The following is a 26,961-nucleotide window of genomic DNA, read 5'->3' on the forward strand; positions in this document are numbered from 1 at the left end:
AATTCACGCTGCCACCAAGCCGCCGGTTTTCGCCTGCAGGTCGAAATTGCGCTCAATGAACGCGATAACCTCGTCCGGGTCGGCATCCTTGGGAAACACGACATTGGGGCCATGGTTGTCGAGCATGACGGCATGGATGCCATTGCTGATCGGGCGGAGCCCGCTTGAGGTGGCCTGGCCGCATTGGTGGCTTCCGCACTCATTGCGCCACTGATCTGCTGTGCCGATCGCCAGAACGTCAGGAGCATCTTCACGCATCGGAACATGCGCGTGGACGATGCAGTCGAGGTTTGGGTGCTCCGTGAATACGATACGCTGGGACTGCCCTCCGACAGAGGGCTTCGCGCCATAGGCGAGAACACGGTCGAAGCCTTCGTATTCAACCTGCACCAAGCCGATCTCCGGGAGGCGGTTGAAGTCCTGCTTTCGCTTGGAGGTCAGGATCGTGCGATCGTCAACACGGACGGCGAAGTGACCAGCCGTCACGCCGTTTACAGGTTTGTAGGCTCCGCGTTGTATGAGGTGGTCAACGACACTGCGGAGGCTCGCCGGAACACGCGGATCAGACCAGGCGACGGAAGGCGCGTCGATAACGGTAGAACGAGTGAAGGTGTTCTGCAGACGCGAATGGAGCATCAGCGCAAGAGCGGAAAGCACACTGGCTCGGTCTATGGTTTCACAGTAGCGCGTCTCTTCAGGCGCCACGATCATGTTATTGCGAGTGACGGTGTCGTTCGCCAGCATGAGGTTCAGCGAATCCCGCTTGAGGGCCTTCAGCGCTATTGCGTACTGGTCGTCCGACGATGCGCCCGTTGTGGTCTTGAAGCCTACAACAAAGATATCCTTCCGCTCCTTGCGGATGCGCGAGATCAACTTTTCTGCCGGCGTGATGTTGATGACCCGTGGACCGTCGGCAGTCCGGAAGCGATCGCCGTGGAAATCTCCCGGGCGTCCTTCCACCACCGCATCATAGTCGCACAGCGCAACATTCATGATGATGCAACGCGTGTCAGGATCGGCGATCAGCGCGTCGATGTGCTCCGCAACGTCGACGTTCGTGACCAGGCTGCTCGCGGGATCAGCCATTTTGGTCAGTGTGAGAACGACCTCGCAGCCGATATCTGCTACCCGGGCCGTCCCGTCACCGGCCAGGTCTTCAACACGAACTCCGTTTCGAAGACTATGGGCGATCTGCCGAGCTGTGCCTCCGAAGGCGGGAGCGCACAGAGACAAGTGGTTAGCCACCGGTGAGAATGTACCTCCCCCGAGGACGTGAATTTTCTTCATTTTCATTTCCTTGTGCCGGATGACTAAGCGCAACCGCCCGCCGAAGTGTAGCAATGATTAGGAAAGGCATGTGCCAAACCGTAGCCGACCGCGCGACCGCGCGCGATCCGGAAAGAGATCAAGAGCTATCAACGCTCAGAGCGCCTCGGATCGCTGGGATCGGGTGTTACTTCGACAGACTGGTCTCAGGCTGGAGCAGGCCGGTGCGAGCTTGCCACTCAAGGTGCTCCATGAGATTGCCGCGCTCTCCCATTGGACGCTTCATCCAGGCCTGGGCCTTCTCGGGGGTGTTCACTTCCCCGAACGGAGCATCTCGTTCGGTAATCATTCGCATGATGCGCCCGTTGTAGCTGACCGTACCGCTTGCGGCTCTGTCGGCGATGTCAACGCACAGGCATACCGAGAGCTTGTCGAACACGCTCTTGCAGACAAACATCGAAAGCATAATTCGCCTTTCCCGGATTGTTTCATCACACCGATGTTCGCCGATGGGCCTATGATCCCGGTTCGATGATCATGACCGGATCAAAGCCGGGGATCTTGAGAGGGTGCCCCTCTTCCAGCGCGCCCTTGATGGTACCGCGGCCGCTGCTCAGGACTCTATAGCGGCCTTCCGGCAGGTCCACGAGAAGAGTTCGACGGTCCCGTTCGACCTCCTCGACGATTTGACGAGCCTGGGATACCCGGCGAATGCTCGTGAAGAGCGTTATCAGAGTGGAACGGTCTGCAAACCACACCTTGGGACTATCGATTACCAGAAGGTCCCGGAGTACCCGAAACCCCTCAGGAAGCTGGTACTCGCCGTCCTGAAAATAACGGCAGACGATGATGCTCGTGGCATCGGCCAGTACAGTGAGGCGGTCGTATGCAGAGGCGACTGACACGAAGCCGTAGTCCCGAGCGTAGCGCTCGGCCTCCCGCTCGTTTTCCATCTGCAATCCCACACGCCACGAAGTCCGCACATCAACGAGCGCGGCGAAGTCCGGCGCAAGCGCTTCGGTGACAAGCGATGGCGCCAGGATGCAACGCCCGGTTGGGAGGCATATTTCGAAACTATGGAGCTCGGCTGGGGGCAGATCTTCCACCGGCTGCAGATCGTTAGACCTGTCAGTGCGGCGGCCGATCACCAGGTTCCAGCTCCGGATCTCATAATCGAACTCTTCACCTGACACGAGGTCCGCTTCGCGGCTGCCGATATGCCACCAGCGAGCGTCACCCCGATTGATCTTCGCCATGACCTCGTCGAGGGCTTCGTCGAACTTGCTGTCATCCACGGGCGCCCGTCGAAGCCCGGACGCGAGACGGATGAGATGGATGAAGATCAGGTGGTGCCCGAACTGACTGGCCACCTCTCTTGCTCCGCGAAGCCCCTGCTGCGCATCCGTGCTCCACATCAGGTTCCAGCTATCAACAAGCTTTAGACGTCGATTAGCGAGGCCTTCGTAAGGCTGGATGAGCCTTGCCACCCGAAGGGACTGGAGGTGATCCGTAAGCAGTTCCAGGATTTCAGCTTCAACCACGGCTTCCCGGGTGCCTTTGGCCCGGGATCTGAGCAGCGCGCCTAACCTTCCGCGGCCGATCCGCGCAGATAGCGATGGCGATCGTGTCATCTCACTCCCTCCTGATACGGAGTACCGAACTTGGGGCTGAGGTCATTCGAGGAGATCATGACGCTGTCCTTTTGGGAGGCAGTCACAGGCGAAATTGTTCGCCAAGCAGTGATCACAGGATCTCGATGGCCTCGCCGCGGGACGGAATGAACAACCTCGTATAGAAGGATGTGAGTTCCGCGTCCGTCATTGCTGCGAGGTAGTCACAGATGGCCCGCAGGCTTTCTCCCGACTCCGCATAGCGTTTTCGCTCTGCTTCCGGCAGATACGCATATGGCTGGGACGCCAAGACATCGAAGCTCTGCATCAGCATTTGTTGCCCGCGGTGTCGATGCGCTTGAACGCGGCTCGATTTGATCACGCGCTGATGCACGAAGCGCTTGAGGGCGTTAAGCAGTGGTTTGGCAGTCTGCTTCATCACAGCCTCCCATCGGTACAACGGGTGACGGAACTGCGACCGCTCGCGGACGTCGCCAGATTTAATGAAGAAGTTCACGATCTGGCCGATCTGCTTCTTCGTGGTCGAGGGGTCGCGGAAGAGGGCGCTAACGAACTTGTCGTAGTTCACGTTGACGGTTCCGTCATAATCGTCGGGATAGCGCCTCGCGAGGTGCCCCAGGAAACTGCCAAAAACCTCGGCGGTTATCTCTTCCCGGAACTGCTCCTCTTTCACGAACTTTAAGACGATGGCATCTTCCAGATCGCCGGTCGAGTATGCTGCGTCGTCACTCAAGTCCATGAGCGAGCAATCGAAGCTTTTGTGCCCACCAGTGCGGATCAGTTCCGCGTCTTCCTGCGCAAAAGGCGATAGAAGCCAGTCCACGACGTCCCGCTCGCAGTCCATGTAACATTTGGGCGGCGAGTAAGCTCGATCGTCGAGGATGATGCGGCCGGTGATTGGCGACCGGGCGTCGGGGAATGCGGGAGTGAGCCCGCCGGCCGGTTCCAGCCGGCGCAGTTCCTCGGAAAACGAGCGTGGGTACTTCAGCACGCCGAGCATCGTGCGCCGCGTCAGATTTGACCCGAAGCCTGGGGTATACTTCTCCAGCTTCGAGATGATGCGCAGCGTCTGCCCATTCCCTTCGAACCCGCTGTCGAGAGCCGGATGAGCACGCATCATCGAATAGTGCAGGGCGGTCTCGCCTGCATGCCCGAACGGAGGGTGCCCTATGTCGTGCAGCCAGCAGATGGCCTCCATCTGCTTGTCTGTTGGGAGTAAGCAAAGCAAATCCGCCGGGTAGGGGCGGCAGCGGATCTCCTCGAGCACACCCACGCCCACCTGGACCACTTCGGCTGAATGAGTCATCCGCGTGCGATGGAACGAGCCGTCCGAGATTTCCAGGATCTGGGTCTTGCCCTGAAGCGCACGCCAGCTCTGGCTGTGCATAACCCTGGAATAATCGATACGGTCTGGGCTGCGCACCTCATCGTCGTGCGGCCGAACCGGGAGCCGCCGTTCGCTTAGAATCTTCATGATTTTCCTCTTTGCGGATGGAGACGACTCTCACGCTTCCCTGCGGTAGCAAACCTAACACCACACCGAAACTCGTATGCCTTACGTCGTATCCTAAAACATGCTGAGCGTCTGCGGGTTCTACCCCGCCTTCGACTCTGTGATGGATGAAGAACAAAGGGGGCTCGAGCCCCCATCCCATAAGGGCCGGACCGCAAACCCTGCGGTTCCGCAGCTTAGGCGGACGCAGCCGGCTCTTGAGCCTCCTGTTTTGGCAGGACGACGTTGAAGGCGTCTCCACCCGGCGCGGGAAAGGTGCCTCCGTTCGGTTGCCACTTCCAGCCACGCTCGACCCTCAACCAGTGGCCGCCCATCAACGCGAGCGCCTTAGTTCCAAGCGGATATTCGGACCACGGACGGTCAACGCGCCGACACTGGCGAAACTCATGGTCGAGACCGCCCGGGCGGAGGTTCGCTTGGTTCTTCATCGATCATTCCTCCCGGCACTTCAGATTGGGCAGCCCAGCCATCGCCAGAGAGCTGAGTGTACAGGGTTCGAGCGCCTCTCTGCGCGCGCTCTTTCCCCGATACTTCCCGCTCTGGTCCTGCTTTGTTCGCTTTTCGCTCGGTGCCATCCTATAATCGTGGGGAGCCAGCGAGGGTAGATATGACGACCGTACGGCCGAAGGACATAGACGGGTTCGTAGGCCAGGCGGAGGCCGTGGCTAATTTGGCAGTTTTCACTACCGCAGCGCGAGCTCGTAGCGAACCGCTCGATCACATCCTTTTCCATGGGCCGCCGGGCTTGGGAAAAACCACTCTGGCGGGCATCGTCGCCTGTCAGATGGGGGCGAAGCTCCACACCGCGACAGCCCCGGCCCTTTCGAGAGTGTCCGACATCATCGCGCTGCTGATGGGGCTGAACGATGGCGACGTTCTCTTCATGGACGAGATTCATCGGCTTCCGATCGAAATCGAGGAGACGCTCTACGGAGCGCTCGAGGATCGGAAGGTGGATCTTCTGGTCGGAGAAGGGCTCGAGCAGCGCCCTGTCACGATGGACCTTCCTCGATTCACCTTCGTCGGCGCTACCACGCGCATCGGCGCGATCTCCAAGCCCTTATTCGACCGCTTTGGCATCGAGGTCCGCCTGCAGTTTTATGCTGATGCGGAACTCGCTGAGATCGTGCGTCGGCAAGCCGTCGCTGGCTCAGTCGAGATCTCTGACGATGCCTGTCTAGCGATCGGCCGCCGGGCCCGGGGCACCCCCCGGATCGCCGGGCGCCTCTTCCGGCGCGTGCGCGATTTCGCGGATGTCGCCGGCGACGACCTGATCGAGGCCGTTCGCGTGAACGAGGCATTGGAGCGCATGAACGTCGATGCCATCGGGCTGGACTGGTCGGACGCGAGGTATCTGAAGATCCTCGCGACGCACTATGGTGGCGGTCCAGCAGGAGTGGAGACGCTGGCGGTCGCCCTGTCCGAGCCCAGAGACACCCTGGAGGATGTGATCGAGCCGTTTTTGATCCGTCAGGGCCTGATTGCCCGCACCGGCCGCGGTCGAGTGCTTACCGAGGCGGGATGGCGCCACACCGGTTTGCAGCCGCCTGAGAAGGAAGCTGCCTGAGCCGGGTGGGCCTCAACGCTGAACCAGGCTGGGGCGAAGCGCAGGGATCGAGATCCGGGACTCCGTCTCGATCGGGCCTGCGCTTATCTGGTGAGCCTTGACGCCGTTCTCGCGCTCCACGAACCGCTGGATGGTCTCTTCGAATACTGAGCGTTCGATGATCTTTCCGTTGTTCGACAAGCGCGGCTTGTAGAGGCGGAGCGTGCGTTCAGCCCGAGATACAGCCACGAAGAACACTCGCCACTCCTCAGCAATCTCCTCGTCTGTCTCCGCCATCGCAGACGGAATGCTAAACTGGGTGAAGCCAGGGATGTGCACGTGCTTCCATTCCAGGCCTTTGGCCGAGTGAATGGTCGAGATGGTGAGCGGCCACTCATCCGGCATTTGCGCCTGGTCCTTGGTGGCCCTGTCGTACGAGCCATCCAGCGTCACCGCTGTGATAAAGTCAGAGATGGAGCTGTACTCCTCGGCGATCGTGTTGATCGCGTCGAGGTCGCGCATGCGTGCCTCCCAGTCCTCGAACCACACGGCCGACCAGATGGGCTTCATCGCACTGATGACCTCTTGCACTGCCTCTGCCGGCATTCCAGCCAAGGTCGCGTCGCGCAGGGCGTCCGCCAGCGGCTGGAACGAGACTTTCGAGGGAACTGCTCCGCCTTCCAGTACGTCGATCGCCTCGGCAATGTTCGCGCTCTTCATGAGCAAGTCGATGACGGGGCGAGCCCCCTTCGGACCTACCTTCGGAAACCGGGTCAGAACCGCCATCCAGGCAGGCTCGTGCTGAACGTTCTGCGTGAGGCGCAGGATGTCGAGAAGATCGCGAACATGCAGGGCTTCATTGATCTTGATGCCGCCCATTACCTTGTAGGGGATTTGGCGTCCGATCAGTTCAGTCTCGATGCGGCGCCCCGAGGTCATCGAGCGCACGAGAATGGCATGGTCGGAGATTTCTCCGCCGTCGGCCTTGTCTTTCAGGATGCTTTCCACGATCGCGGCCGCTTCCCCGGCAGTGTCCATCACGTCCACGAGAGTTGGCTTGATGCCGCTCGAAGGCCGTCCCGAGACGAGCGTACGCTGGAAGGGGAGTCCCATCTTCTTGTCTACCGCGTTCACGAGATCGATGATCTCAGGCGTCGATCGGTAGTTGACCTCTAGGTTGATCACGCGGGAATCGGGATACGCGTGTTGGAACTGCGTCATGGTCGCAGGGGCAGAGCCGCGGAAGCCGTAGATCGACTGGCTCGGGTCGCCGACGACCATGAGGTCCATGCCGTCCATTGCGAGCGCCTGGACGATGTTGAGCTGCAAGACATTCGTGTCCTGATGCTCATCACCCATGACATACCGCCAGCGCTGGCGCAGCAACGGCCCGATCTGCGGATCGACCAGCAATGCGCCGAAATACTGAAGGCAATCGTCATAATCGATCATGCTGTGATCATATTTGTAGCGAGCGTATAGATCGGCGATCTTCTCGATTTGAGGAATGAAGTCGGCGTACTTCGCCCAGCCGGACTTGGCCAACATTACCTGCTCGATCGTCTGCCCGGTGTTCACCGCGAAGCTGATCACCTTCGCGATCGAACGTGCGCGCGGCCAGTTCTTCTCGACGCCTTTAATTGGCTCCATGATTTCCGAGATGATGGTCGCCGGTTGATCGCCATCAAGAACCGTGAACGGCCGCTTTTTGTCAAAAAGGTGGAAGTTCTGATTGATGATCTTGGACGCGATTGCGTGATAAGTTCCGATCGTCAGGAACTCACAACGGGGATCGATGGCTTTGGCGCGCTTCAGCATCGTCTGATACGAAGCCCGCGTGAAGGTCAGCATTAGGATCGATTCCGGAGGAACGCCCTCCCGTACCAACGCCCCCGCGCGGGTCGTGATAGACCGTGTCTTGCCCGAGCCGGGACCGGCCACGACGATACAGCTGCCTCCACGGTGCTTTACGACCTCGAGCTGCTGTTCGTTCAGGCCCTGGTAGATGTCCTTCATTGTTTTCCTCCAGCCCTTTGCTTTTCGCCGACGTCTCCAAGGACGCCGTCGGGCCCGGTCACGTATCGGGGGGAGCCTGCGTCGTCGACGAGACCCATCGCAAGAAGATAGCCCATAAGGGTCTCATCCTGCAAATCCGTTGCTCTCTTCGTGATGTCGTTCAAGTACCCTGCCAGGCCTGCCAGGAACGCCCTCCCTGCTGGATCATGATAGGATAGCCGGTTTTGGAGACGCGCGGACTCACGTCCAAAATCAAACTTGAGACGGATCGTGGTCATTTAGTCGGTACTCCTGCAGGCGGCCGGCCATAGGCCGGCCGCTCTTGGTTTATTGAGCTGAGCGCACAATCGAGAGCCACGCTTCCTCGTCCATCGTGCGGACACCGAGGCTTTGAGCTTTCGCGAGTTTCGATCCCGCGCCCGGTCCTGCAACGAGGATGTCGGTCTTGGCGGAAATGGAGCCAGAGACCTTGGCGCCCAGCTTCTCAGCTTGAGCCTTGGCCTCATCACGGCTCATGGCAACGAGGGTCCCGGTGAACACGACGGTTAGTCCCGAAACCTCCGATTGGAGCGTTTTGACCTTCTCGAGATCTTGAATTTCAAGCTCCTTCCAGAGGTCAAACGCAATTGCCCGGTTCTCCTCGTTCGCGAGGAAGCTCAACATGCTGCCGATGATCTCGGGTCCGATTCCCGCGATCGCCAGCGTCTCCGCTGCCTTCTTCAGCCCGCGGTCTCGCGCTTTGGCCTCGTCCAGCCCGCGCGCGAGGTAGTCGGCCTTCGCCTCCGTCGTAATGACCTCGAGATCGCGGAAGCGAGCGAGGATTTCCTCCGTCCCGCCAATTTCCCGTGCCAGTGCCTTGGTTACGGTCCTGCCGATGTGTCGGATCCCCAGTGCGTACAAAGCGCGGTCAGTGGTCGGACGTCGAGCTGCCTCGATCGAAGCCAGCATCCTGTCGACTGACGAGGTGCCCCATCCTTTTCGTGTGAGGATGGCGGCGCGGTGTTCGTGAAGCCGGAAGATGTCTCCCGGTTGAGCGAGAATTCCGATCTCGTGAAACTCGCGGATCGCCTTCTCGCCGACATCGTCGATGTTGAGCGCATCCCTGGAAACAACGTGCTTAAGGCGCTCGACGATCTGCGCCTCACAGTGGAGACCGCCGGTGCAGTAGGTGTCAGCTTCCCCTTCGGCGCGCTCAAGTGTGGAGCCGCAGGTCGGGCAGTTGGTGGGGAACCTCCAAGGTTCGAGTTCGGCATGTCGATCCGGAGTGCTCGAATAGGCGACGATCTGGGGGATCACGTCCCCGGCGCGCTGAAGGACAACCGTGTCCCCGATGCGCAGGTCGAGTTCGCGGACATGATCCTCGTTATGGAGCGTCGTGTTCGACACGATCACGCCGCCAACATTGACCGGCTCTACGCGCGCGACCGGGGTAATACGCCCCGTGCGGCCGACCTGGATCTCGATGTCATTCAGCGGAGTGCGAACGCGCTCTGCAGGGAACTTGTGTGCGAAAGCCCAGCGAGGTGTACGCGAGACCTGTCCGAGCCGGTCCCGAAGGGAGAGATCGTCGATCTTGTGCACGACGCCGTCGATGTCGAACGGCAGGCTCGCACGCTCTTCCTCTATGCGCTCGTATATCTCCATGATTGCGTCAACGCTTCCGTCGTGATGCCACACTCCCGCCTGCGGTTGCGGAGCGCCGAAGCCCCAGCCTTGCAGGAGAGTAACGACCTCGCTCCAGCTCGCATGGAGAGGCTCAGATGTCTCACCGAGCCCGTGGATGAGGAAGCCGAGGCGACGTTCCGCGGTCTTCGCTGCGCTGATCTGTCGTAGCGAGCCAGCAGCCGCGTTGCGGGGATTTGAATAGAGCTTGGGCTCCTTGCCCGCCGCTTGCGCATCGCGAGTGATACGCTCGTTGATTTCCAGGAACGCCTGCTTGCTCATGTAAACCTCGCCCCGGACCTCAAGCAGGTCGGGAGCGTCTTCCGGCAGGCTCTGGGGGATGCCGGCAACGAAACGCGCGTTAGCCGTGACATTCTCGCCAACCTCGCCAGTTCCACGCGTAGCCGCGCAGGTGAGCTGACGATGCTCATAGCGGAGAGAAACAGATAGGCCGTCGATCTTGTATTCGCTGTCCATGGGGAGCGGCGCATTAAGCGCCACGCCCAGGAAGCGACGGATCTGACTGAGCTTTTCCGCGACGTCTTCCCGCGTAAAGGCGTTCTCTAGGCTCAGCATAGGACGGGCATGAGTCACTTTGGCGAACTTGCCGGAGATCGGCCCGCCTACCTTCTTGGAAGGCGTGTCTTTACGCACGAGATGTGGGAAGCGCTTCTCGATGGCCTCGTTGCGGCGGAAGAGACCGTCATACGCAGCGTCCTCGAGAACCGGTCGATCGTGAGTGTGATACAGTTCCGAATGGTGAGAAATCTCACCCGCGAGCCGTTCGAGCTCAGCGGCGGCCTCGACGTCCGTCAGGTCTTCTACTTCCTTCATCTTCCCTGTCTCCCCTTAGGCCGCCAAGCGTGCGACATCGATCCCGCGCCGTCGGCAGGCAGTTGTAATGTCCCGCATCTTCATTCCGTAGGTGCGGCACAGCTCTTCGAGGCCCTGCTCGGTGACGAGGCGCGCAAGATCCTCGCGCTCGAGGGCCAAAAGGCCGCGCGTATCTGCCGGTCGCGCCTTGGCAGCAGCGACGCCGCCGGCCTCAATTCGTAACGCAAGCAGCACGGTCCCACGAAAAGACCGTGCCAGGTGGCGGCCAACGGCGCGGTCCAGGCTCTCCGTATCGGTACAGTACGGTTCAGGCGCTGCTCGACACATGTTTGAGGTGCCCATGAGCGCGAAGGTGCCTTCCACTGGCAGCACCATGCGCGTCCCGAGGCAAGCGAGATGAGCGACTGCGTGACTGACCAGCTCGTTTGAGGCCGCGATCGGCCAGGAGTATCGCCGCCGGTTGCTCATCGTCACATGGCTGTGCACGAAGGCGGCGGTTAGCACGGCAGTCTGCGCGTCCGCGTCGCCAGAGTGGGTTAGGAGATCCGCCAGGACCTGCCGGCGTGCGAGCGTCCGGGCATCACAGAGCTCGGTGGGCGGCGCCCAAGCCCCCCGAGAAATCGGCAGCGCCACATCTTCGATGCGGCCTTCGACCTTGTGGATCGGGACGAGCGCATTGAAGGCGGCGCCGACGTGCTGACCGTGCGGATCACCCACCGTTGCGATGCGCACCAGGCGTGCAACATCAAACCCCTCGACTGCAGCCGAGCGGCGGATGGCGGCACTACGCTGCCGCCATGCATTTTGGGTCATGGTGTGTCTTTCAGTTCTTAGCTGGCGCTTTGATCAACGGGACGCGGCCTTGAGCAACGCTTCCAGCTTCGGCCAAGACGAGCCGGTGCCGGTAGGCTTGCCATTGATCCAGATGGCGGGCGTCCCGACGAACTTGTAACGGGCCTCGATCACCTTCTGCCGCTTGGAGATCGCTTGACGGATACCCGGGTTCGATAGGCACTGCCGAAAGGCGGCCTGGGTCACCCCGACGCGAGGCGCGTAGTTTGTCAGCCCCGACAGGCTCGCAAGTGCGCCCGGAACATTAGCGGCTGGCCCCTCCGCGATCTTGCTGCGGGACGCAGACGGTGCGCCGGCGAAGGCAGAGGTCACGACCTGCTGGATCTTGAAGATGCGTCCTGACCGATTGAAGAAGCCATCCACCCGGCCGCATTCGGACAGAAACAGGGAGGGCACGTCAGTGGGGAACATCCCGTACGGGACGTAGCGCAGCGAGACCTTACCCGTGTCGATCCAGTCCCGTTTAAGGGGAGGCATCATGGCGCCGTCGATAATACGACAATGAGGACAGCCAAAAGCCGATAGAACCACCAGCTTTACCGGGGCTTTCGGATTCCCCATGAGGTAGCCATCATCCGTCCTGATGACCTGGGACGAGAGCGGGGCCGGGGCCGGGGCTGGGGCTGGGGTCGCGGCGGCGGCGACCGGAGCGGCCGCGAGCAATGCTGCAGCGAACAGGGTGGTGATACGCATTTTTTGGTACAACGCCTTCAATTCTTCGGTCGGAGACCTCGTTATAGGATGGAATGCTACGCGGGGCCACATTCACCCCTTGGATGCCCTCAGGCTACGAGGCGAAACTCATCAGGTTCCTGCCTCGCCTCATGCCAGTTTAGGATGGATCGACCGACTGCCGCTCCGACGGCCCGAAAGGGCGGCATGAGAACGGATTGCCCGAGGACCTCGTGCGCCCTGGTCATCGGCATGCCGTGGACGAGATCCTCAGGGATTGCCTTACAGCGAGCGTGTTCTGCGGGGGTAAGCTGACGCAACAGTGTGGGATCCGTCGGGTGCCGCAGCTTCGGCTCGGTGCTACGGACTTTGGCGTAACCTCGGCCGATCGTTGAAACGCGCGTCGAGTCCGGGCCGAACACCTGCATCTGGAAGCCCTTGCCCTCAGCCATGTCCCGCTCCTCCTTTTCCTTGAGGTAGCGCATGTCCGACCAGGTTGGGTCGTCGTTGGCCACGTCGTCCAGGACGTCGCCGAGGCGGAGCGTCTTCGGTTCGGGACGCGTCACGTCTGAGACGTCGTAGTCCATGCCACGCGTAACGGCGACAAGCGCCATACGGTCGCGGTGTTCGAGAGTGTTGAACTCGCTCCCTTTCAAGACGTCCGCTCGGACTTCATAGCCCCATTCAGTGAGCTGGTTGCGGATGATCGAGAAGCTGGCGGACGTCATGTAGCCGGGGACGTTCTCGACGAGGACGACTGCGGGATTCAATGTGGCCACGATCGCCAGAAAGCCCACCGCCAAGTGGCCCACCATCGGGTCATCCTCAGGGATAGGATTGCCCTTCTTCGCGCGACCTGCGTTGCTATGTGCCGTGCAGGGGATGCCAGCTTCCAGGATTTCGATCTCCGGAAGGCGTTCTACCCGACGATGGTCGAACGCGATTTCCTGGAGCGGTGCCGACACGACGACGGTTTTCTCGCCGAACATCGGGTTACTTGCCTCACATTGAGCAAGATAACCGCCGTCGAGATCGCACACAAAGGCCGCCTCGGCGTCAAGGCCGGCCTCTTCGAGCCCTTCGTGAACAGCGAGAGACAGCACCCCCACTCCGGTGGAGAGGGAGCCAACCCGTAAAGGTTCGCCGCGATCAAGACGTCCGGCGAGGCGGTCCAGCCGCTCCTGCACACGTTCGTCCGTGGCGAGAGGAGTAATGACCAGAGCGCCGTTCTCGTAAACGACGAGCACGCGATCCAGCCCCTCGAAGGGGGAAAGCGCCGCTCCGCTCGAGATGTCAATGATCGGGAAGACGCGGCCATCTCGCTCTTTGCGAGTAACAATGCGTCCACCCGTGCGGGTCGCTCGCAGAGTGAGGGATCGGGCCTCCCGATCAATCTGGATGTCATAGCGGCCGTTCGGCGAAAAACCGGCCTTTTCAAGGCGACGTCCTTCCAGCCAAAGACGACGGGAGTACCGCTGCTGCCCCAACTTCTGGATCGAATAAGTCTGCATATGCGTCACTGGTACGTTCCTTTCTCGATCGCTACTGCCTCACCGCGGTCGTCCCATGCGGTGATGTCGACCTGCTCAGCCGTGCCGAGTGCAGAAGTGATGATGTGATGCTGTTCCCGGGCGTCCTTAACCACGAGCAGGAGGTAACCGTCGGTGTCGAGTATCTGGACGGCACGCTCTCCGAAGGGGCTGACCAGCTTTTCAAACTGACGCCGGCCGCCGCGGCGAGCTCTAAGAATTACGACTGGTCGCCCCATCGCCTCGGCAAGCACTCGGGGCATTTCCATTGCGGTAATCGCCCGAGTGGGCAGTTTGGCCTGAAGGTTCATGCCGCCTCCTTCCATTTACTAGGCAGATCGTGAGCCGGCATCCGGCGCAGCAGGGTTGTGGTGATGGAGAGGTAACCCCCCTCCAAAGGTGGCGCGTTGCGTGCGATCCACTCCTGCTGGGCAGGATCGTTCAACCAGGCAGCGAGAGCTGCGGGATCATCGCAGTCCGTAATCACGAGGTTGCTGTTGACCGGCATGACTCCGACGGGGAGATGGATGGGCCTCAACCGCCTGGCGATGCGGGGGATAAGGAGCCCGGGACGTTTCAGCGGCAGTTTATGCGCGAAGCTCGTGGGCGGAAGCCATGCGGGCGTTCGGCGCCCCCGGGGTGCCATCCGGGGAAGCTCCTGGCGGAGGTGTTCCATGACCAGCGGGTGCGGCGTTTCAAACCCCGTTCGGATTACCGCACAGCTTAGGGGGAGTAGGCGATCCTCAGTTGGATGGATGTCACCCGTCACCACGCAGGGGATGAGCACCTCATCCGGCAAATCTGTTCGATCTCGTCGAACGACGAAGATGCCGTCGGCGCCCATCCAGGGAGCGACCATGACCTTCACGTGGTCGGCGAGGACCGGTCCTTGGGCGGAAGCCCGTGCATCATCGAGTGGCACGGGAGCGGCGTCCACGCGTATGCCTCGGCCTGCCGCATTGCGGGCAACGACTATGACCGGGTGAACGCGAGGGGGCGAATTTCGACGCCGTGTCTTCGGAACGTAGAAGGGATTGTCGACGCCGAGCCGTTCGACGACGTCGAACGTGAGACGGCTTCCTAGCACCTCTCGAAGAGCTGCAGTGTTCTCGTTGATCAGCCAACGATCAGAGGTCACCATCGCCATGCACCCACCCGGGGCAAGGTGACGTGAACAGGCTTCCAGATACGGATGCATCATGTCGTGACGTGCGTACCGGGGAACGACCCGGTCCATCTTGACCCTGTAATCGCCCGGGATGCGTGAGCGGTGGATGTAGGGCGGATTGCCAACTATGACATCGAAGGTCCTCATCGCGGGCCCGTCGAGCAGGAAGTCGCGTTCAAAGACGACCGCCTTGCCGGCTGCTGACGCCGCTACAGTCGTCCAGCCCCGCTGCTGCAGAGCGTCGGCAATTCGAGTCCGCGTGATCGCAGCCGCTTGCGGATGGAATTCCCAGCCTTCGACGCGAGCAGCCAATAGGTCTACGTCATCCTTGGCGAGATCCAAGCGCGCGATCGCACGCAGGAGAACGTCGCCGTGACCAGCGCCGGGATCAAGCAGCCGCCCCTTCCGTGACGGCCATTCCACTTGGTCGAGGAGGCGATCAATAACATCGTCGCAGGTGAAGACGGCAGTGTGGGAATGGATGCGGTCGATCGCACCTTCCATATCGGTCATTTGTCACCCTCTTTCGACTTTTTGGATAAGACGCCATGCCCGGCACCCCGGGCGGAGGCTGACCGCCTGAAGGCTCCGCGGCTGGTGCGCAGGTGTGCGCTCGCGCTCCCACGCGCGTTTCGTCGCCGGGTGTTCGGTTTAGCTGCTGGTGTCTTCGCCCGCGCGTGGGCGGGGCATGAAACCCCTAGGAGCGGCCGGTGACGGACTTGGGCGCGCGGCTGCGCCCCCGCCTAAAGGCGAGTGGGTGCTCGTTCAGCCGATATCCCGGCAAAGGTACGCAGCGACGTTACGGCGTTTCCCGGCCGCCTGGCTCGACAACATAACCGTTGCGGGTCCGGCGATCCCTGAGGATATCGGAACGCTCGCGGGGGTGTCGATAAGTGCCATCGGGCCCCGCGCATGGAGCGGTTCCCTGCCTTGTCATCTCTACCAGAAGGTCAATGACTGCCCACGCGTCGTTCCCGGCGTTGTGGATGCCTTCGGTGCTGATCCCATAGATCTGCAGCATGGCCCGCAACTGAGCCTGAAGTCCGGGAGTGAAAATCCGCTTCGAAATCTTGGCGGTATCGTATGTCGGGAGATGGCGAAGGCTCAAGCCGACCTTGTTGAGGCGAAGCCGATCCCCCGACAAGTCGTGGCCTGCAATCGCGTCAGCATCCCAGAGTTCGTCTGTCAGGACACGGCACGCCGCACCCAGCGGCAAGCGTTCGGTCATGCCGTGTCGGTAGATGATCGGCCCGGGGTGTTCGCCAACGATGATGTGCCGACCGCTCCGTACCCCGCAGTCCCACCTGGCGATTCCAAGCTCTACGAAGGGTTCGGTATCATCACCGTACTCCAGATCCATGGCGACGATGCGCATATCGGGCATTGCCAGCGCGAGCTTGGCCAGGTCGCCGTCCACGGCGGTTACGCGCCTGGAGTGTTCCATCTGTCCTCCAATCTACCTACATCGCGCTTAGCGCTTTAGGGTGAGAATAGGGCGACCCTTGGCGCCGGCTCTGCGCTCTGCAGTTTCAACCTCAGACCCGCGTCCCTCTGCCTTCGGCTGAGAGTCTGCAGCACGCATTTTCTTGTTTCGAGATCCGAAAAGTTGCGCAATCTCGTGGTTTAGACCTGGTGGTATGTTCGTCATCTTTTTTCCGTTTTCCTGGAGCCAGAACCGTTCTGATATGACTTCAGGGAGTTCGTGTGGATTGGAATAGGATCATTCATCCGGTCGCGCACATCTAAAGCGCACAGCAGAAGTGAACGAATGGTTCTTCTTTCGAGTGTATCCATCAAGAGTCTGCGTCGCAAGCGAGCCAAACCCCATGGTGAACTCGTGCCGCGTTTCCGCTCTGCCATCGGCCGCGGACTGGGGGCGGGCGCTCTAGGGGTGCGACCTACAAACGCGAACTGGTCGCGTCGCCACGTATCGCCGGTCGCCTTCCTGTGATCACTTCGACCCCCTCGTTCTTCCGGCTGATCTCGCCCGAAAGGGCGCATGCCATAGCACGCGCCCTTCCTGCGGGGGGCAGACTTCAGATGATCAAAGATCAAAATCAGCCGGATTTAGGTCGAGCTCGCGGGCGATCTCGCCCACGGCGCGACGCTCGTTCTGATCGAAGTCGCCGTCCGCCTTGCCGATGACGATGCACGTGCGAACGAGCATGCCAGCCTCAGGCTTCCCCTTGAGCTTGGCGATGATGCGCAGTGCCTCGATGCGACCGGAATCGTGATCGAACTCGAAACGCTTCGAGTTCTCCTCAAAGATTTTCACGACCTCGTCCATTCCGTAGATCGCGGTCAGCGGGCTGCTGCGAAGGAAGCCGAGCATCTTCGACTTCTCCGCGGAGGAAATCTCACCGTCGGCGGCCGCGATATAGGTGCAGCCGGCAACGATCGCCTGCAGAACGTCCTTGTTCTTATAGCGCGAGATCTCTTCGCTTGCTCGCGCGCGAGCGTCGGTGAAGCCCTTTTTTAGATTGTCGAGAAAGCCCATGTTATTCTCCTTGGTGGTAAACGGTTGAGGTGTCGACCGAGGTCACCGGGTGAACCAGCCGGCATCGAAAATGGACATGGGTTTCGGGGTAGCACCCGGCAGAAGCCGTCCTCTTTCGAGATCGAGGTCTTCCGTCCGTATGGGGGTTGGAGTTGCCTCGTACCCCGGATGCGGACACCCTTCGTCGTCAACGATCCAGACGTCATGGATGTAGCAATCTCCAGGATCCGCCTCGCTTGGCACTCGTGCGTACGCGAAGCGCTTGTCCGGTTCGATGTCGTACTTGTCGGCGTCGTCTTCATCCCAGTATTCATCGGGATCTTTGAGAGGGTAGATCCAGCCGGCGCGAAGGCCAAGAGCTGGAGTAGCCGCCGACTTCCCCGCCTCAGAGTACACGGGACGGTCGCCCGCCTCTGAGGAAGGGCTACAACTTTCTAAGGCCCGCATCGTCAGAACATCCCCAGCACGGCGTCGGTTCGCAAAGCGTCGAGCTGCTCGGTGGCCGCCCGGCATTCGTAATCCTTGATCCGGTTCACGATCGCTTCGGCTTCCTGAGTTTGCAACGCCCGCTGATGCTGCACGATCTTGTTCTTGAAACTCTCGCGCACCATCGGCCGACAATCATCTGCTTGCGCTCGGACGAGGGCCTGGATCTGCTCCGGAGTCATAGGCTGTAGCGTGCCGCCCCGCATGAACGCGAGTCCGGCCCCCATGCATATGGCGAGTGCCAGGATGATGACGAAAATGGCGGCGCTGAGGTTCCGGTTACTCTTCATCTGTATCTCCTGACAGAATTTCGATCGAGCATCGGTCTTCTGGTTTCTTCCGGGGCAGCGGTTGCTACTGTCCCGCGCCCATCCCCGGGCTATGCCAATGCTCTCGGTCCGGTGCTGGCCCGCCCTCCTGTCTGGCGGGCAAAGCGGTTCTGGTGGCGAATTTCGCCGGGCCGGGTATTCTGACGCTCCGGGTGTTTCCCTGGCGTCGGGCTGGTTATCTGCGCTCTCTTACCCGGCTGCTGGGGATGACCGCCAACGTCGATAGCGCGAAACAGAAGAGCGGGCCGAAGCCATAACGCCGGAAGGCGTGCCGAGCTTGAGGCTCAATCCTTGGCTTCGGCTCCCAGGCCTAGCCAAGCAGCAGGCTCGCGCCGATCGCTTCAGGCTAGGCCTTGATGTGGCGCCCGACCATCTCGGCCATCCGAGGCCGTCAGGACCGAGCGCCGGGAAATGACCATGCCTATTGTTCGATCCCGAGACAAACTCCCAGGATCCGGGCGCTAACCCGGTAATCACCCCCTTCGGCCTTTTTGTAGGTGTCGCCGAAGAACTCGACCTTGCGTTCAGCGCTATAGCTTACAGCCCCTCCCAGGACCGTCGGCTCATATGCGAAGGTGGCGAACCCGACGTAGCCTCCGAACTTGTTCTTCGAATTGTATTCGCCGCAGACCACCGTGATCTGGCTTTCGTCGATGGTGACCTTAGCCGTCCGGAGTTTCCGGAACTGAGCACTGCCCGGATCGACCAGCTCGGCCGTGACCGCCTTCTTTGCCTGGGTGATCAACGGCGAGGACTGGACTGCTGGGGCGGCGGCGAGAAGAAGCAGCAGACTGGAAGTTAGAAGCATAATCGGCCTTCGTGTTGATCCGGAACGCGCCGGAGTGGAGGGATAGCTTGGAGAGGGACTTCTGAGTACGCGGTCGATGAGCGAAGTGGGGAAACCGGCTCAATCCTGGGATACAAAATCGGCGCCAAAAGAGAAGGGGGAGCCGAAGCCCTCCCTTCCTATATTTCCCGTGCTGAGCCTCAGTCTTCGACGTCGTCTTCAGGAGTCGGGCCGACCAGCATTCCCTCGCCGATCGCTTCAGCCTTGCCCTTGATGTGACGCTCGATCATCTCGGCCATCTCGGGATTGTCGAGGAGGTACTGCTTGGCATTCTCCTTCCCCTGTCCGATCCGCACGGAATCGCACGAGTACCAAGCGCCGGCTTTCTCGACGATGCCGGCGGCCACGCCCAGATCGATGAGCTCTCCGACCTTGGAGATGCCCTTGCCGTACATGATCTCGAACTCGACCTGCTTGAACGGCGGGGCAACCTTGTTCTTCACGACCTTCACTCGGGTCGTGTTACCGACGATATCGCCATCCTTGGCCGCGGCACCGGTGGCCTTGATGACGCCGGTCTTGCGGATGTCGAGACGCACTGAGGCGTAGAACTTGAGTGCGTTGCCGCCAGTCGTAGTCTCGGGATTGCCGTACATGACGCCAATCTTCATGCGCAGCTGGTTGATGAAGATCACCATGCATTTCGAGCGGCTGATTGAACCAGTCAGCTTACGAAGCGACTGGGACATCAGGCGAGCCTGAAGGCCGACGTGGCTGTCGCCCATTTCCCCCTCGATTTCAGCCCGCGGGACCAGAGCGGCGACAGAGTCGACCACCAGGACGTCGACTGCGTTCGAGCGGACGAGGGTGTCGACGATCTCAAGTGCCTGTTCGCCCGTGTCAGGCTGCGACACGACGAGGTTGTCGATGTCCACACCGAGCCTCTTCGCATAAACTGGATCGAGCGCGTGCTCGGCGTCGACAAATGCCGCGGTACCCCCCATCTTCTGGCACTCGGCGATGACGTGCAGGCATAGAGTGGTCTTGCCCGAGCTCTCCGGCCCGTAGATCTCGATGACGCGCCCCTTGGGCAGACCGCCGACACCCAAGGCCATATCGAGGCCGGTCGAGCCCGTGGGAATGACCTCGACCTGCATTGCCTCCTTCTGGCCCAGCTTCATCGCTGCACCCTTCCCGAAAGCGCGATCGATCTGTGCCAACGCCGCTTCAAGCGCCTTCTGTCGGTCGCCCTGAATCGGAGCGACCTTATTCGTTGCAGCCATGCTTACTCCTCTGTGTTGAACTTGTACCCGGGATCCCCGGGGTATCAGCCGCGACCGACTTCTGCCGGAAGTGCATAGAAACGACGGCGCAATGGCCCCTCGGCGCGCGGGGTCTTGGTTTCCCAGCGCGAGGTGATGCGTCCACTGTACTCAAGCCGCATCAATACGGGATAGAGGTTCCCGACGCGCACTCCCGTGACGCGCGAGAGTTCTCCGCCGGTCATATCTGCCCGCGCAGAAAGAGCATCAAACACAAGCTTTTCGCGAACGTCTCTGTGGCGTGCGAAGATCATGAGTTTTCCTCGTTTGTTCCACCTTGCCCATGACCATTTTAGGATGGAATATGCTCAGGCGGTAGAGCGATTATGCCGCGAAGCGGAGCCGGGCGCCTTCTGCGTACTCACGCATGGCTTCAATGGACACCCAACGGCGTCCCATATCCTCGGCAACCCGCGCCGTCGTGCCGGATCCACCGAATGGGTCCAGGACTGTCTCGCCCTGCTCGGTCGTGAGCCCGATGAAGAACTTCGCAAGATCGGCTGGGAAGCGTGCTGGGTGCACGGGCAACCCTGCAGCGCGGCAAGCGGCAAAATAGGCTCGGTCCTGGCTGCCATTGGCGATCGGGAGCACATTCGGGGGGATGGCACCTCCGTTCTCCCTCTCAAAGCCGTGACCGCGCATCCAGTGTCCGTTTGGCCGCTTCACACGGGGACCAACTTGTACCGGGCGGTCGTCAGCGTAAGGGACGAGGACCCGCTGATTGTCACCCCGGGCGTGGCCTGAGCGGGACAGCCACCAAATCGTCTCCGCAGCCTGTTTGACACGCACCTTACGGATGCACGTCCACAGCGTCGGGCCGGGCGGTGCTGAAGTATTCCACCAGGTGAACCGCTGGGCGAGCTTAAGGCCGAGACGGTCCTCCAGGCGGACAATGAGACGCTCTTGGTAGGTCGAGATCGACGGCATTCCAGGCATCCAGGCGTCGCCGAGATTCAACAGGACCGAAGCGTCATCTCCGTCGAGCTTCGGTAACCAGCTCTCGACCATTCGCGTGAGCCAGTCGACGTAGCTGACGCCCGCCTCCATGGGATTACCGTAGCGCTTCTGAGTCAGGAGCGGATAGGGCGGGGAAGTCCAGATCGCCGCAATCGAGCCATCATCAACATGGCCAATGGCATCCTCTGCCAGCCCCCACAGGAAGGCGCCGTTCTCAGTCGTGAAGATCGTGACCACTTGGCCCGGTACTGCCTTTGTGAGGGAATCTCGCCCCTTCCTCGTAAGTCGCCACGCGCCGCCGGAACGCTCGGCGAGACCTTCGAACTTGGCGATCTGTTGAGCCCAGCGGAGGCGATGGCGAAAATGCGATCGCGATTGCCCAGAAATCTCAATTCGTGCCTCGCGGACCGCGTCTGACAACCCAAGCCGTTCCGCGACAGCGCCGGCGAGATCACGGGTGGTCATGCCCTTCGGTGTCTCTTCGAGCGCGTCGAGGAGCGGCAGGACGAGCTGTCGTTGCGTCGGCAATTCGTCGCTCATCAAGCTACTCCCATGGTCACGTGAGAATGAAGGTCGTCTTCAACGAGCCACGTGGCACTTTCTTCGTGTTCCCACCCCGCGTGTGCCTCCCGGAGCTCCGGGGGTAGCTGATCCTGTGAGATGTATGGGTCCGCGGAATGGACCCCGTGCGGGAGGGACCAATCGGCCATCCAACCCTGCAAGGTGTGGTGAGAGACGATCTGATCGTGGTCCAGCTCACCTTGTTCGATCAGGTCGTTGATCTGCCTGCGAGCATGGAGCTCCAGTGCCTCGAGAACCGTCCGAGGGGCAGCCTCTGAAGCCGGAAAGACGAACCCCGGCTGACTCGTTCTCGACCGTGGAGCCCCCATCCGGCACATTTGCCCGCGATACCAGTTTGCCATGATTCCAGCGACATAGCTGTTACTCTTCGAAAAGGCCGGATCGAGCTTCCTGCGCTCGTTCGCCTCCTTCCGGGCGGTCACGCCGTATGCCTGGCTATCAATCGACGCCACTCGATCGTCCAGATCAGCCACCGCCTCAGCGCCGTCACTTTTCAAACCAAATAGGTGAATCCTCACGCCTGGCGGCAACTCGCGGTGCAATGCTTCAACCACAGCAATGATACCGTCGTCCCCCGAGGTTTTCCGGCGGCACATTGAACCTACGCCAATGATGCGCTTTTCACCGATCATGCCCGACAAGGAATCGTAACAGCGTATATAGTCCTCGGGCAGCGAACCCTGAATGACTGGCATGAGACGATCGCCGATGCCTGCGTCTTCAGAAAGTTTCGCACAGAGCAAGTTAAGCGCTACTGTTTTGCAGACCCGTTCACGGACTTCGATTCTGTCTCTTGCGACCTCCTCCTCGACACACAGATCGAGCGAAGAAAAACGTTTCCACGGGTAGGCGGCACATAATCCGAAGATATAGGCTTCAGCCGACCACGGATATCCTCCCCATGCGGCTTGAGCGTAAAAGCCTGCGCTGTCGAGGTGGACCTCATGAAGGCCATGAGCGTGCTTCATCTGGGTGAGGTTCCAGCCAGACCATTCCTTGACGCGACGTCGTTGCTGCGCCGGCGTCGGAGGTCGGGTATCGGAGCGGAGTGCACGGACGCGACGCTCGAGAGCATTAAACTCCCAGCCAGGTGGAACCTGTCCGTCATCTCGCCACTTCGAAAACGAATTCGCACTGAGAAGCACGGGAGCCTTGAGCTCACGGGCGGTTGCGGTGAGGGGGCCGCTCGAGAGATATGGCAGTCCGAGTAGGACCTCTATGGCCATAGACGCCTCCCTTTGATGAATTGTTCGTGAATTTTTTAGCGGATGCGTGACGCACCCGGCCTGCCGCCTTCATGTGCCTTCGCCGGACATGAGGCGCCGGCCCTAGGGTCGGCGCTCGGAGGATCGGCGTGCTGCCGCACTCTCGGAGGCAGGGGCGGTGAGAGGTTGCCGGAAGCGCTTGCTGGAGCCGCAGCAATCCACGGGCTGGCGATTGGGCCCCCGCCTTTCACCGTTTCCGGGTGGGCCGCGGGCGGCGCTGGTGTGATTATGACCGCGGGCTTAGACGGTCAGCGTTGCAAGCAACCGAGCCCCGCTACTGGATCGTACCAGTGCTTGAGCGGAGAACTGTCAGGCGCTCGGTCGATTGTGTCGTTCGGATGCGTCCTTGGGAGACGGCAGGCGACGACTTGAGGCCGCAGGCTCTTCTGCTTCATCGTCGACAAAATCGGACAGCCGGGCAGAACCCAGGTTGAGCAGCGATGTGAGGCTATCGGGCAGCGGGTCCTTGTGGATGTTCTGCACCCGGGGAACATACTGCAAATCGGCCTCCGCGTCGAAGGGCCGGTCGCTGACACCGGCGCCGCGAAGCATGTCCCCGATGGTATAGGACTCAATCCGGCTCAGATCGACAATCACGCTCAAGTCCTGGCCCGAGAACCGCAGTTCAACCGGCTGGTGGTGGTGAGGAAAGTGAACGATCTCGAGCGCGCCATAACGGACACGCCCCTCCCTGTTTTCCTTGGGCAGACGTGTGATCGCATTGGCTGCGCACTGCGCCTCCTCGCTGGTCATGCAGAGGCTTTCGCTCGTACCGCCGGGGAGGCCTGCCAGACGGAGCATGACCTTGCGGTCCCTCTTCATGATCTTGATCTGGGCCTGTTCCACCGTTCGCACTCCACCAGCGCGCCATGTCGCGCTTGCTCCTAGATGCGCTATTTGCCATCATCCTGCAATATCCTGTCGAACTGGCTTTTCGCGCAACTTGTTCGAGGAATTTTTGCCTCGTCGGGCCTGGCGGCTGTGAAGCGGAACGACCTTGGTGAGTAAGGACCTAAGTTGCGGACCCTTGAAGAGCCATGCCCCGAAAAGGTGGTCGAGTGCAGGGGATAGGATGCCCCTGCGAAGCCGCCTTCTTCGGCCACATCATCCGTCCCGAAGCCCGATAGGACACTAGCTCCGGATCTCTAAGCTCAGGCGTTCCAGCGTTCTACTACGCGGAGAAATAGTTGCATTCCTGAGCAAGTTCCACCACGCGTTTCTGGAGGCGCCGGAGCGCCCTTGCCTCGATCTGACGAATACGTTCGCCTGTCACACCATACACCTTGCTTAGGGCATCCAAGGTCAGCGGTTCGCTCTGGAGCTGGCGGGTCTCCACGATGTGTCGCTCGCGAGCATCTAGCGTTGAGAGAGCTTCCCGGAGGAAACTTTCTCTCACCTCGCTCTCCTCTCGATCCGAGTAGATCTCGTCGGCGAGGGGCGCCTGGTCGACCATCCGCTCCAGAACGGTCAAACCTGTCTCCGGATTGCGAGCGTCGAGGCTGACGTCCGAGCGCATCCGCCGATCCATTTCCTGGACCTCGACGCCCGTCGTACCGGTGGCTTGGGCGATTGTTGCGGCGTGTTCCGCGCTGAGCACTTCATCGTCCAGGATACCCAGCCGTGCCTTGGCTTTCCGCAGCGTGAAGAAGAGCTTCTTCGACGCCACTGTGGTGCCCATAGGAGTTTGGTAGGTGGTCCGCATTACGAGATCCAAGACAGCTGCCCTGATCCACCAGCTGGCGTATGTGACGAACCGGAAGCCCTGGTCGGGATCGAACTTGTCTATCGCTCGGCTTAGGCCGGCAGCCCCTTCGTCCATCAGGTCCTCAACCGGGATGCCGTAGCGCGAGAATTGCTGGGCGATCTTTACCGCCACCCTGAGGTGCGCAGCCATAACCCTTTCGCGTGCGGCCGCGTCACGTTCGTCCCTCCAGAGCCTAGTCAGGCGCTTTTCCTCATCCAGGGTCAGGAGGGGAATCCGCATAATGCGGGCGATATAGCGACTGGTCTCCGGGGGCAGGTGAGCGGCGGGAAGTTTTGCCCTCATCACATCTTGTCCTTCAAGCGCCGTTCTGTGGACGGCTTCATTAAGCGAGGCTGCCAAACGGCTAGGCGACCAAGGTAGAGGGGAGGCGCCACCGTCGATCATCAACCCGCTCGAAGTGGAGGCGCAGCGTCTGACGGCATTTGTCTCGCCACCATTGGTTTTCGCTTGGGCGGCGGGGCTCAAGCGCTGCATAGATCTCCCGTAGCGTTGCCTCCCCGTTGAGGCTTTCGAGGGCATGATGCACCGCTTCGCGCCAGGTCCCGGCAGCGGTGAGCCGCCTGCGGATTTCCTTGGGCATACTCTCGACGTCGCCCTGACGGTCGAAGAGCATAAGGCCTATCATTTTCCGCGCTCGCGCCTTGATGAACTTGGCCCAGACCAACGACGTCGAGATCCGCGGGAACAGCGACCTTGGTATCATCTGCACGTCCAGGTTGAACATGGTCGCCCACGGCCTCACCCGATTGGTCGTTGAGAAGAGGTGAGCTGGTAGGATGAACGCTGCGACCCCGCCATCAGGGAGCAGGCGGTGGCATCGCCGAATGAACAGATCAACGGTGTCCGCGCCAAAGGGTGGGTTCCCGATAATCGCGCCAAACTCGATCGGAGGAAGATCGACGCTGCGGAAGTCACCTTCGATGACATGGCGGCCCGTAGCCCGGCGGGCACGTTCCGCCATCACGGGATCGATCTCGACCCCGTACGCCTCGTTCGCATCAGGTATCGCTGAAAGAAATGATCCAGCCCCGCAGGATGGTTCAAGAACCGGAACTGCGCCAAGCGCGTGCAAGACGTCATGCGCCAGCTCTTCGGCTGCCCAGTATGGCGTGAGCCACTGGTCGAGCTCGGGGCGGGTTTCTACGCCCAAGGACACGGCCCTGCGGTCCTGAAGGAACAGGTCCTTCTGGTGCATCTTCAACTCCATTCTGTAGTGATATCGGCCAGTTGAATGGTCCAACACTCAGCCTGCTTCCCCGCGCTGTCGTACGACGACATTCGATGGTCCCGCAGGCGCGACGGCCATTCACCTCAGGATGCGAGGCGACGATTTTCCAGAGGAAGGGAGGCACGCAGGCAGCAGGCAAACGTCGGACGCTAGGAGAGCCCGCCAGCGTCGGGCCGCCGCCCTGAAAGCCAGATCATTTCTCGCGGAACGAGCGCTCACGTCGTTCGTGTCGCTCTTGCGCGTCGACAGTCATCGTCGCGACCAGCCTGGCCTCGAGACGTGCGAGAGAGATTGGTTCTCCGGTCACCTCGCAGTACCCGTACTCACCTTCCTCGATCCTGCGGAGGGCGGCTTCGATCTTGCCGATGAGTTTGCGCTGGCGATCGCGCGCTCGGAGTTCGAGCGACCAATCCGCTACTGACGTCGCTCGATCGATCACGTCGGGGTCCCGAAAACTATCTTCGCGAAGGTTGCCCAGAGCCTCTTCCGCTCCTTGCAGCAATTCTTCCTTCCACGCGATCAGCTTTGCGCGGAAGTAGGCGAGTTGCCGCCCGTTCATAAAGGGTTCGTCGTTGTGCGGACGATAATCTTCTGCGTAACCGTGCGGGAGGGGAGCGGTTGCCATTTCAGTATCCTACGCTGGTGCGCGCTACAGCCGCACAATTTTCGTTTTCGCGCGGATCAACTTATAGCAGTCGGTCAAGTAGCCGCGCAATGAATTTCAGGATGGCACAAGCGCTGCTGGTCTGAAAGACCGTTACAGCCTGGTCCGCTGCCCGGAGAAGACGTCGACCACCGTGGCGCCTTCTCCAAACACGCTGCGCATCTCGGCCAGCGCTTCCTGGTCATAGTGGCGTGGCGTTCGACGGTATGCGTCGAGGAATGCTTCGGCCTCCGCACGTTCGACCTTCTCGCTCCCCGGGGGCGGATCGCAGTACGCATCTCGATAGGTCGAAGCAGGCACCACCCTGCAGTTGGATCTCCACCGGAGGATGCCTGCGTCTTCCAACGTGGAGTTCTGGAGCCAGTCCCGCAGGCGCGTGGCCTCTCTGAT

At 60.8% G+C, this 26,961-nt stretch carries 28 protein-coding genes; 1 reads left to right on the forward strand and 27 read right to left on the reverse strand.

All coding sequences use genetic code 11. From position 1 onward, the window contains the following. Positions 1–3 precede the first annotated feature (3 nt). From QP045_RS01275 to QP045_RS01295, 5 genes are all read right to left on the reverse strand, one after another. A complete protein-coding gene (locus QP045_RS01275) occupies positions 4–1,287 on the reverse strand; it encodes a class II aldolase/adducin family protein (protein ID WP_422513138.1) in 1,284 nt (427 codons plus the stop codon). A gap of 166 nt (positions 1,288–1,453) precedes the next feature. Next, entirely contained in the window at positions 1,454–1,705 is a 252-nt protein-coding gene (locus QP045_RS01280; RefSeq protein WP_422513139.1) for a hypothetical protein, read from the reverse strand. Positions 1,706–1,781: 76 nt separating this feature from the next. Then, the gene (locus QP045_RS01285; protein WP_422513140.1) at positions 1,782–2,897 is read right to left on the reverse strand and encodes a hypothetical protein; all 1,116 of its coding nucleotides are present in this window, start codon (positions 2,895–2,897) and stop codon (positions 1,782–1,784) included. Between the two features lie 112 nt (positions 2,898–3,009). Next, entirely contained in the window at positions 3,010–4,371 is a 1,362-nt protein-coding gene (locus tag QP045_RS01290; protein WP_422513141.1) for an anti-phage deoxyguanosine triphosphatase, read from the reverse strand. A 215-nt stretch (positions 4,372–4,586) separates the two neighbouring features. Further along, complete coding sequence (locus QP045_RS01295; protein ID WP_422513142.1) at positions 4,587–4,838, reverse strand: hypothetical protein; 252 nt, start codon at positions 4,836–4,838, stop codon at positions 4,587–4,589. A gap of 179 nt (positions 4,839–5,017) precedes the next feature. Between QP045_RS01295 and ruvB the strand changes: the two genes are divergently transcribed. Further along, a complete protein-coding gene (gene ruvB / locus QP045_RS01300; protein ID WP_422513143.1) occupies positions 5,018–5,977 on the forward strand; it encodes a Holliday junction branch migration DNA helicase RuvB in 960 nt (319 codons plus the stop codon). Positions 5,978–5,989: 12 nt separating this feature from the next. Here ruvB and QP045_RS01305 read toward each other — a convergent pair whose 3' ends face one another. From QP045_RS01305 to QP045_RS01410, 22 genes are all read right to left on the reverse strand, one after another. Further along, positions 5,990–7,972 (reverse strand): ATP-dependent helicase, encoded by a 1,983-nt coding sequence (locus QP045_RS01305; RefSeq protein WP_422513144.1) that lies wholly within the window; start codon positions 7,970–7,972, stop codon positions 5,990–5,992. After that, complete coding sequence (locus tag QP045_RS01310) at positions 7,969–8,250, reverse strand: hypothetical protein (RefSeq protein ID WP_422513145.1); 282 nt, start codon at positions 8,248–8,250, stop codon at positions 7,969–7,971. Before QP045_RS01310 ends, QP045_RS01305 begins: the two co-directional genes overlap by 4 nt. Before the next feature lie 49 nt (positions 8,251–8,299). After that, entirely contained in the window at positions 8,300–10,468 is a 2,169-nt protein-coding gene (ligA, locus tag QP045_RS01315) for an NAD-dependent DNA ligase LigA (protein WP_422513146.1), read from the reverse strand. Positions 10,469–10,483: 15 nt separating this feature from the next. Further along, the gene (locus tag QP045_RS01320) at positions 10,484–11,281 is read right to left on the reverse strand and encodes a hypothetical protein (protein WP_422513147.1); all 798 of its coding nucleotides are present in this window, start codon (positions 11,279–11,281) and stop codon (positions 10,484–10,486) included. Positions 11,282–11,314: 33 nt separating this feature from the next. Further along, positions 11,315–12,013, reverse strand: coding sequence for a thioredoxin domain-containing protein (locus QP045_RS01325; protein ID WP_422513148.1), 699 nt, complete (start codon positions 12,011–12,013; stop codon positions 11,315–11,317). Between the two features lie 89 nt (positions 12,014–12,102). Further along, positions 12,103–13,503 carry a DNA cytosine methyltransferase gene (locus QP045_RS01330; RefSeq protein ID WP_422513517.1) on the reverse strand — a complete coding sequence of 467 codons (1,401 nt, stop codon included), beginning with the start codon at positions 13,501–13,503 and terminating at the stop codon, positions 12,103–12,105. Positions 13,504–13,508: 5 nt separating this feature from the next. Beyond that, positions 13,509–13,832, reverse strand: coding sequence for a hypothetical protein (locus QP045_RS01335; RefSeq protein WP_422513149.1), 324 nt, complete (start codon positions 13,830–13,832; stop codon positions 13,509–13,511). Further along, positions 13,829–15,202: an Eco57I restriction-modification methylase domain-containing protein gene (locus QP045_RS01340; RefSeq protein WP_422513150.1), complete on the reverse strand. Its 1,374-nt coding sequence runs from the start codon at positions 15,200–15,202 to the stop codon at positions 13,829–13,831. The genes QP045_RS01335 and QP045_RS01340 overlap by 4 nt, the downstream gene beginning before the upstream one ends. 286 nt (positions 15,203–15,488) lie before the next feature. Continuing rightward, positions 15,489–16,106 carry a hypothetical protein gene (locus tag QP045_RS01345; protein WP_422513151.1) on the reverse strand — a complete coding sequence of 206 codons (618 nt, stop codon included), beginning with the start codon at positions 16,104–16,106 and terminating at the stop codon, positions 15,489–15,491. A 627-nt stretch (positions 16,107–16,733) separates the two neighbouring features. Next, the gene (locus QP045_RS01350; protein WP_422513152.1) at positions 16,734–17,186 is read right to left on the reverse strand and encodes a tellurite resistance TerB family protein; all 453 of its coding nucleotides are present in this window, start codon (positions 17,184–17,186) and stop codon (positions 16,734–16,736) included. 42 nt (positions 17,187–17,228) lie between these two features. Continuing rightward, positions 17,229–17,633 carry a hypothetical protein gene (locus QP045_RS01355; RefSeq protein WP_422513153.1) on the reverse strand — a complete coding sequence of 135 codons (405 nt, stop codon included), beginning with the start codon at positions 17,631–17,633 and terminating at the stop codon, positions 17,229–17,231. 2 nt (positions 17,634–17,635) lie between these two features. After that, a complete protein-coding gene (locus tag QP045_RS01360; RefSeq protein ID WP_422513154.1) occupies positions 17,636–17,962 on the reverse strand; it encodes a hypothetical protein in 327 nt (108 codons plus the stop codon). A 460-nt stretch (positions 17,963–18,422) separates the two neighbouring features. Beyond that, positions 18,423–18,809 carry a hypothetical protein gene (locus QP045_RS01365; protein WP_422513155.1) on the reverse strand — a complete coding sequence of 129 codons (387 nt, stop codon included), beginning with the start codon at positions 18,807–18,809 and terminating at the stop codon, positions 18,423–18,425. Between the two features lie 179 nt (positions 18,810–18,988). Next, entirely contained in the window at positions 18,989–20,071 is a 1,083-nt protein-coding gene (gene recA, locus QP045_RS01370; RefSeq protein WP_422513156.1) for a recombinase RecA, read from the reverse strand. A gap of 44 nt (positions 20,072–20,115) precedes the next feature. Then, complete coding sequence (locus tag QP045_RS01375; RefSeq protein WP_422513157.1) at positions 20,116–20,364, reverse strand: hypothetical protein; 249 nt, start codon at positions 20,362–20,364, stop codon at positions 20,116–20,118. Positions 20,365–20,434: 70 nt separating this feature from the next. Continuing rightward, complete coding sequence (locus tag QP045_RS01380; protein ID WP_422513158.1) at positions 20,435–21,607, reverse strand: DNA methyltransferase; 1,173 nt, start codon at positions 21,605–21,607, stop codon at positions 20,435–20,437. Then, the gene (locus QP045_RS01385; protein ID WP_422513159.1) at positions 21,607–22,617 is read right to left on the reverse strand and encodes a DUF7221 family queuine tRNA-ribosyltransferase-like protein; all 1,011 of its coding nucleotides are present in this window, start codon (positions 22,615–22,617) and stop codon (positions 21,607–21,609) included. Before QP045_RS01385 ends, QP045_RS01380 begins: the two co-directional genes overlap by 1 nt. A 606-nt stretch (positions 22,618–23,223) precedes the next feature. Then, complete coding sequence (locus QP045_RS01390; RefSeq protein ID WP_422513160.1) at positions 23,224–23,760, reverse strand: hypothetical protein; 537 nt, start codon at positions 23,758–23,760, stop codon at positions 23,224–23,226. Between the two features lie 325 nt (positions 23,761–24,085). Further along, on the reverse strand, positions 24,086–25,018 hold the full coding sequence (locus QP045_RS01395; RefSeq protein ID WP_422513161.1) for an RNA polymerase factor sigma-32: 933 nt from the start codon (positions 25,016–25,018) through the stop codon (positions 24,086–24,088). 4 nt (positions 25,019–25,022) lie between these two features. Beyond that, positions 25,023–25,874, reverse strand: a complete 852-nt coding sequence (locus tag QP045_RS01400) for a methyltransferase domain-containing protein (protein ID WP_422513162.1) — start codon at positions 25,872–25,874, stop codon at positions 25,023–25,025. A 226-nt stretch (positions 25,875–26,100) separates the two neighbouring features. After that, the gene (dksA, locus tag QP045_RS01405; RefSeq protein ID WP_422513163.1) at positions 26,101–26,532 is read right to left on the reverse strand and encodes an RNA polymerase-binding protein DksA; all 432 of its coding nucleotides are present in this window, start codon (positions 26,530–26,532) and stop codon (positions 26,101–26,103) included. Between the two features lie 132 nt (positions 26,533–26,664). Beyond that, the gene (locus tag QP045_RS01410; protein ID WP_422513164.1) at positions 26,665–26,871 is read right to left on the reverse strand and encodes a hypothetical protein; all 207 of its coding nucleotides are present in this window, start codon (positions 26,869–26,871) and stop codon (positions 26,665–26,667) included. Positions 26,872–26,961: the final 90 nt, after the last annotated feature.

Source organism: Sphingomonas sp. 3-13AW, from assembly GCF_049311085.1.
Taxonomy (GTDB): Bacteria; Pseudomonadota; Alphaproteobacteria; order Sphingomonadales; family Sphingomonadaceae; genus Sphingomonas.

Bases quoted from the DNA above. Each gene is read 5' to 3' on its own strand.
- QP045_RS01275 (WP_422513138.1), bottom strand. From the start codon at position 1,287: ATGAAGAAAATTCACGTCCTCGGGGGAGGTACATTCTCACCGGTGGCT.
- QP045_RS01285 (WP_422513140.1), bottom strand. From the start codon at position 2,897: ATGACACGATCGCCATCGCTATCTGCGCGGATCGGCCGCGGAAGGTTA.
- QP045_RS01290 (WP_422513141.1), bottom strand. From the start codon at position 4,371: ATGAAGATTCTAAGCGAACGGCGGCTCCCGGTTCGGCCGCACGACGAT.
- QP045_RS01295 (WP_422513142.1), bottom strand. From the start codon at position 4,838: ATGAAGAACCAAGCGAACCTCCGCCCGGGCGGTCTCGACCATGAGTTT.
- ruvB (WP_422513143.1), top strand. From the start codon at position 5,018: ATGACGACCGTACGGCCGAAGGACATAGACGGGTTCGTAGGCCAGGCG.
- QP045_RS01305 (WP_422513144.1), bottom strand. From the start codon at position 7,972: ATGAAGGACATCTACCAGGGCCTGAACGAACAGCAGCTCGAGGTCGTA.
- QP045_RS01310 (WP_422513145.1), bottom strand. From the start codon at position 8,250: ATGACCACGATCCGTCTCAAGTTTGATTTTGGACGTGAGTCCGCGCGT.
- ligA (WP_422513146.1), bottom strand. From the start codon at position 10,468: ATGAAGGAAGTAGAAGACCTGACGGACGTCGAGGCCGCCGCTGAGCTC.
- QP045_RS01320 (WP_422513147.1), bottom strand. From the start codon at position 11,281: ATGACCCAAAATGCATGGCGGCAGCGTAGTGCCGCCATCCGCCGCTCG.
- QP045_RS01325 (WP_422513148.1), bottom strand. From the start codon at position 12,013: ATGCGTATCACCACCCTGTTCGCTGCAGCATTGCTCGCGGCCGCTCCG.
- QP045_RS01330 (WP_422513517.1), bottom strand. From the start codon at position 13,503: ATGCAGACTTATTCGATCCAGAAGTTGGGGCAGCAGCGGTACTCCCGT.
- QP045_RS01335 (WP_422513149.1), bottom strand. From the start codon at position 13,832: ATGAACCTTCAGGCCAAACTGCCCACTCGGGCGATTACCGCAATGGAA.
- QP045_RS01340 (WP_422513150.1), bottom strand. From the start codon at position 15,202: ATGACCGATATGGAAGGTGCGATCGACCGCATCCATTCCCACACTGCC.
- QP045_RS01350 (WP_422513152.1), bottom strand. From the start codon at position 17,186: ATGGGCTTTCTCGACAATCTAAAAAAGGGCTTCACCGACGCTCGCGCG.
- QP045_RS01355 (WP_422513153.1), bottom strand. From the start codon at position 17,633: ATGCGGGCCTTAGAAAGTTGTAGCCCTTCCTCAGAGGCGGGCGACCGT.
- QP045_RS01360 (WP_422513154.1), bottom strand. From the start codon at position 17,962: ATGAAGAGTAACCGGAACCTCAGCGCCGCCATTTTCGTCATCATCCTG.
- QP045_RS01365 (WP_422513155.1), bottom strand. From the start codon at position 18,809: ATGCTTCTAACTTCCAGTCTGCTGCTTCTTCTCGCCGCCGCCCCAGCA.
- recA (WP_422513156.1), bottom strand. From the start codon at position 20,071: ATGGCTGCAACGAATAAGGTCGCTCCGATTCAGGGCGACCGACAGAAG.
- QP045_RS01375 (WP_422513157.1), bottom strand. From the start codon at position 20,364: ATGATCTTCGCACGCCACAGAGACGTTCGCGAAAAGCTTGTGTTTGAT.
- QP045_RS01380 (WP_422513158.1), bottom strand. From the start codon at position 21,607: ATGAGCGACGAATTGCCGACGCAACGACAGCTCGTCCTGCCGCTCCTC.
- QP045_RS01385 (WP_422513159.1), bottom strand. From the start codon at position 22,617: ATGAAGCACGCTCATGGCCTTCATGAGGTCCACCTCGACAGCGCAGGC.
- QP045_RS01400 (WP_422513162.1), bottom strand. From the start codon at position 25,874: ATGCACCAGAAGGACCTGTTCCTTCAGGACCGCAGGGCCGTGTCCTTG.
- dksA (WP_422513163.1), bottom strand. From the start codon at position 26,532: ATGGCAACCGCTCCCCTCCCGCACGGTTACGCAGAAGATTATCGTCCG.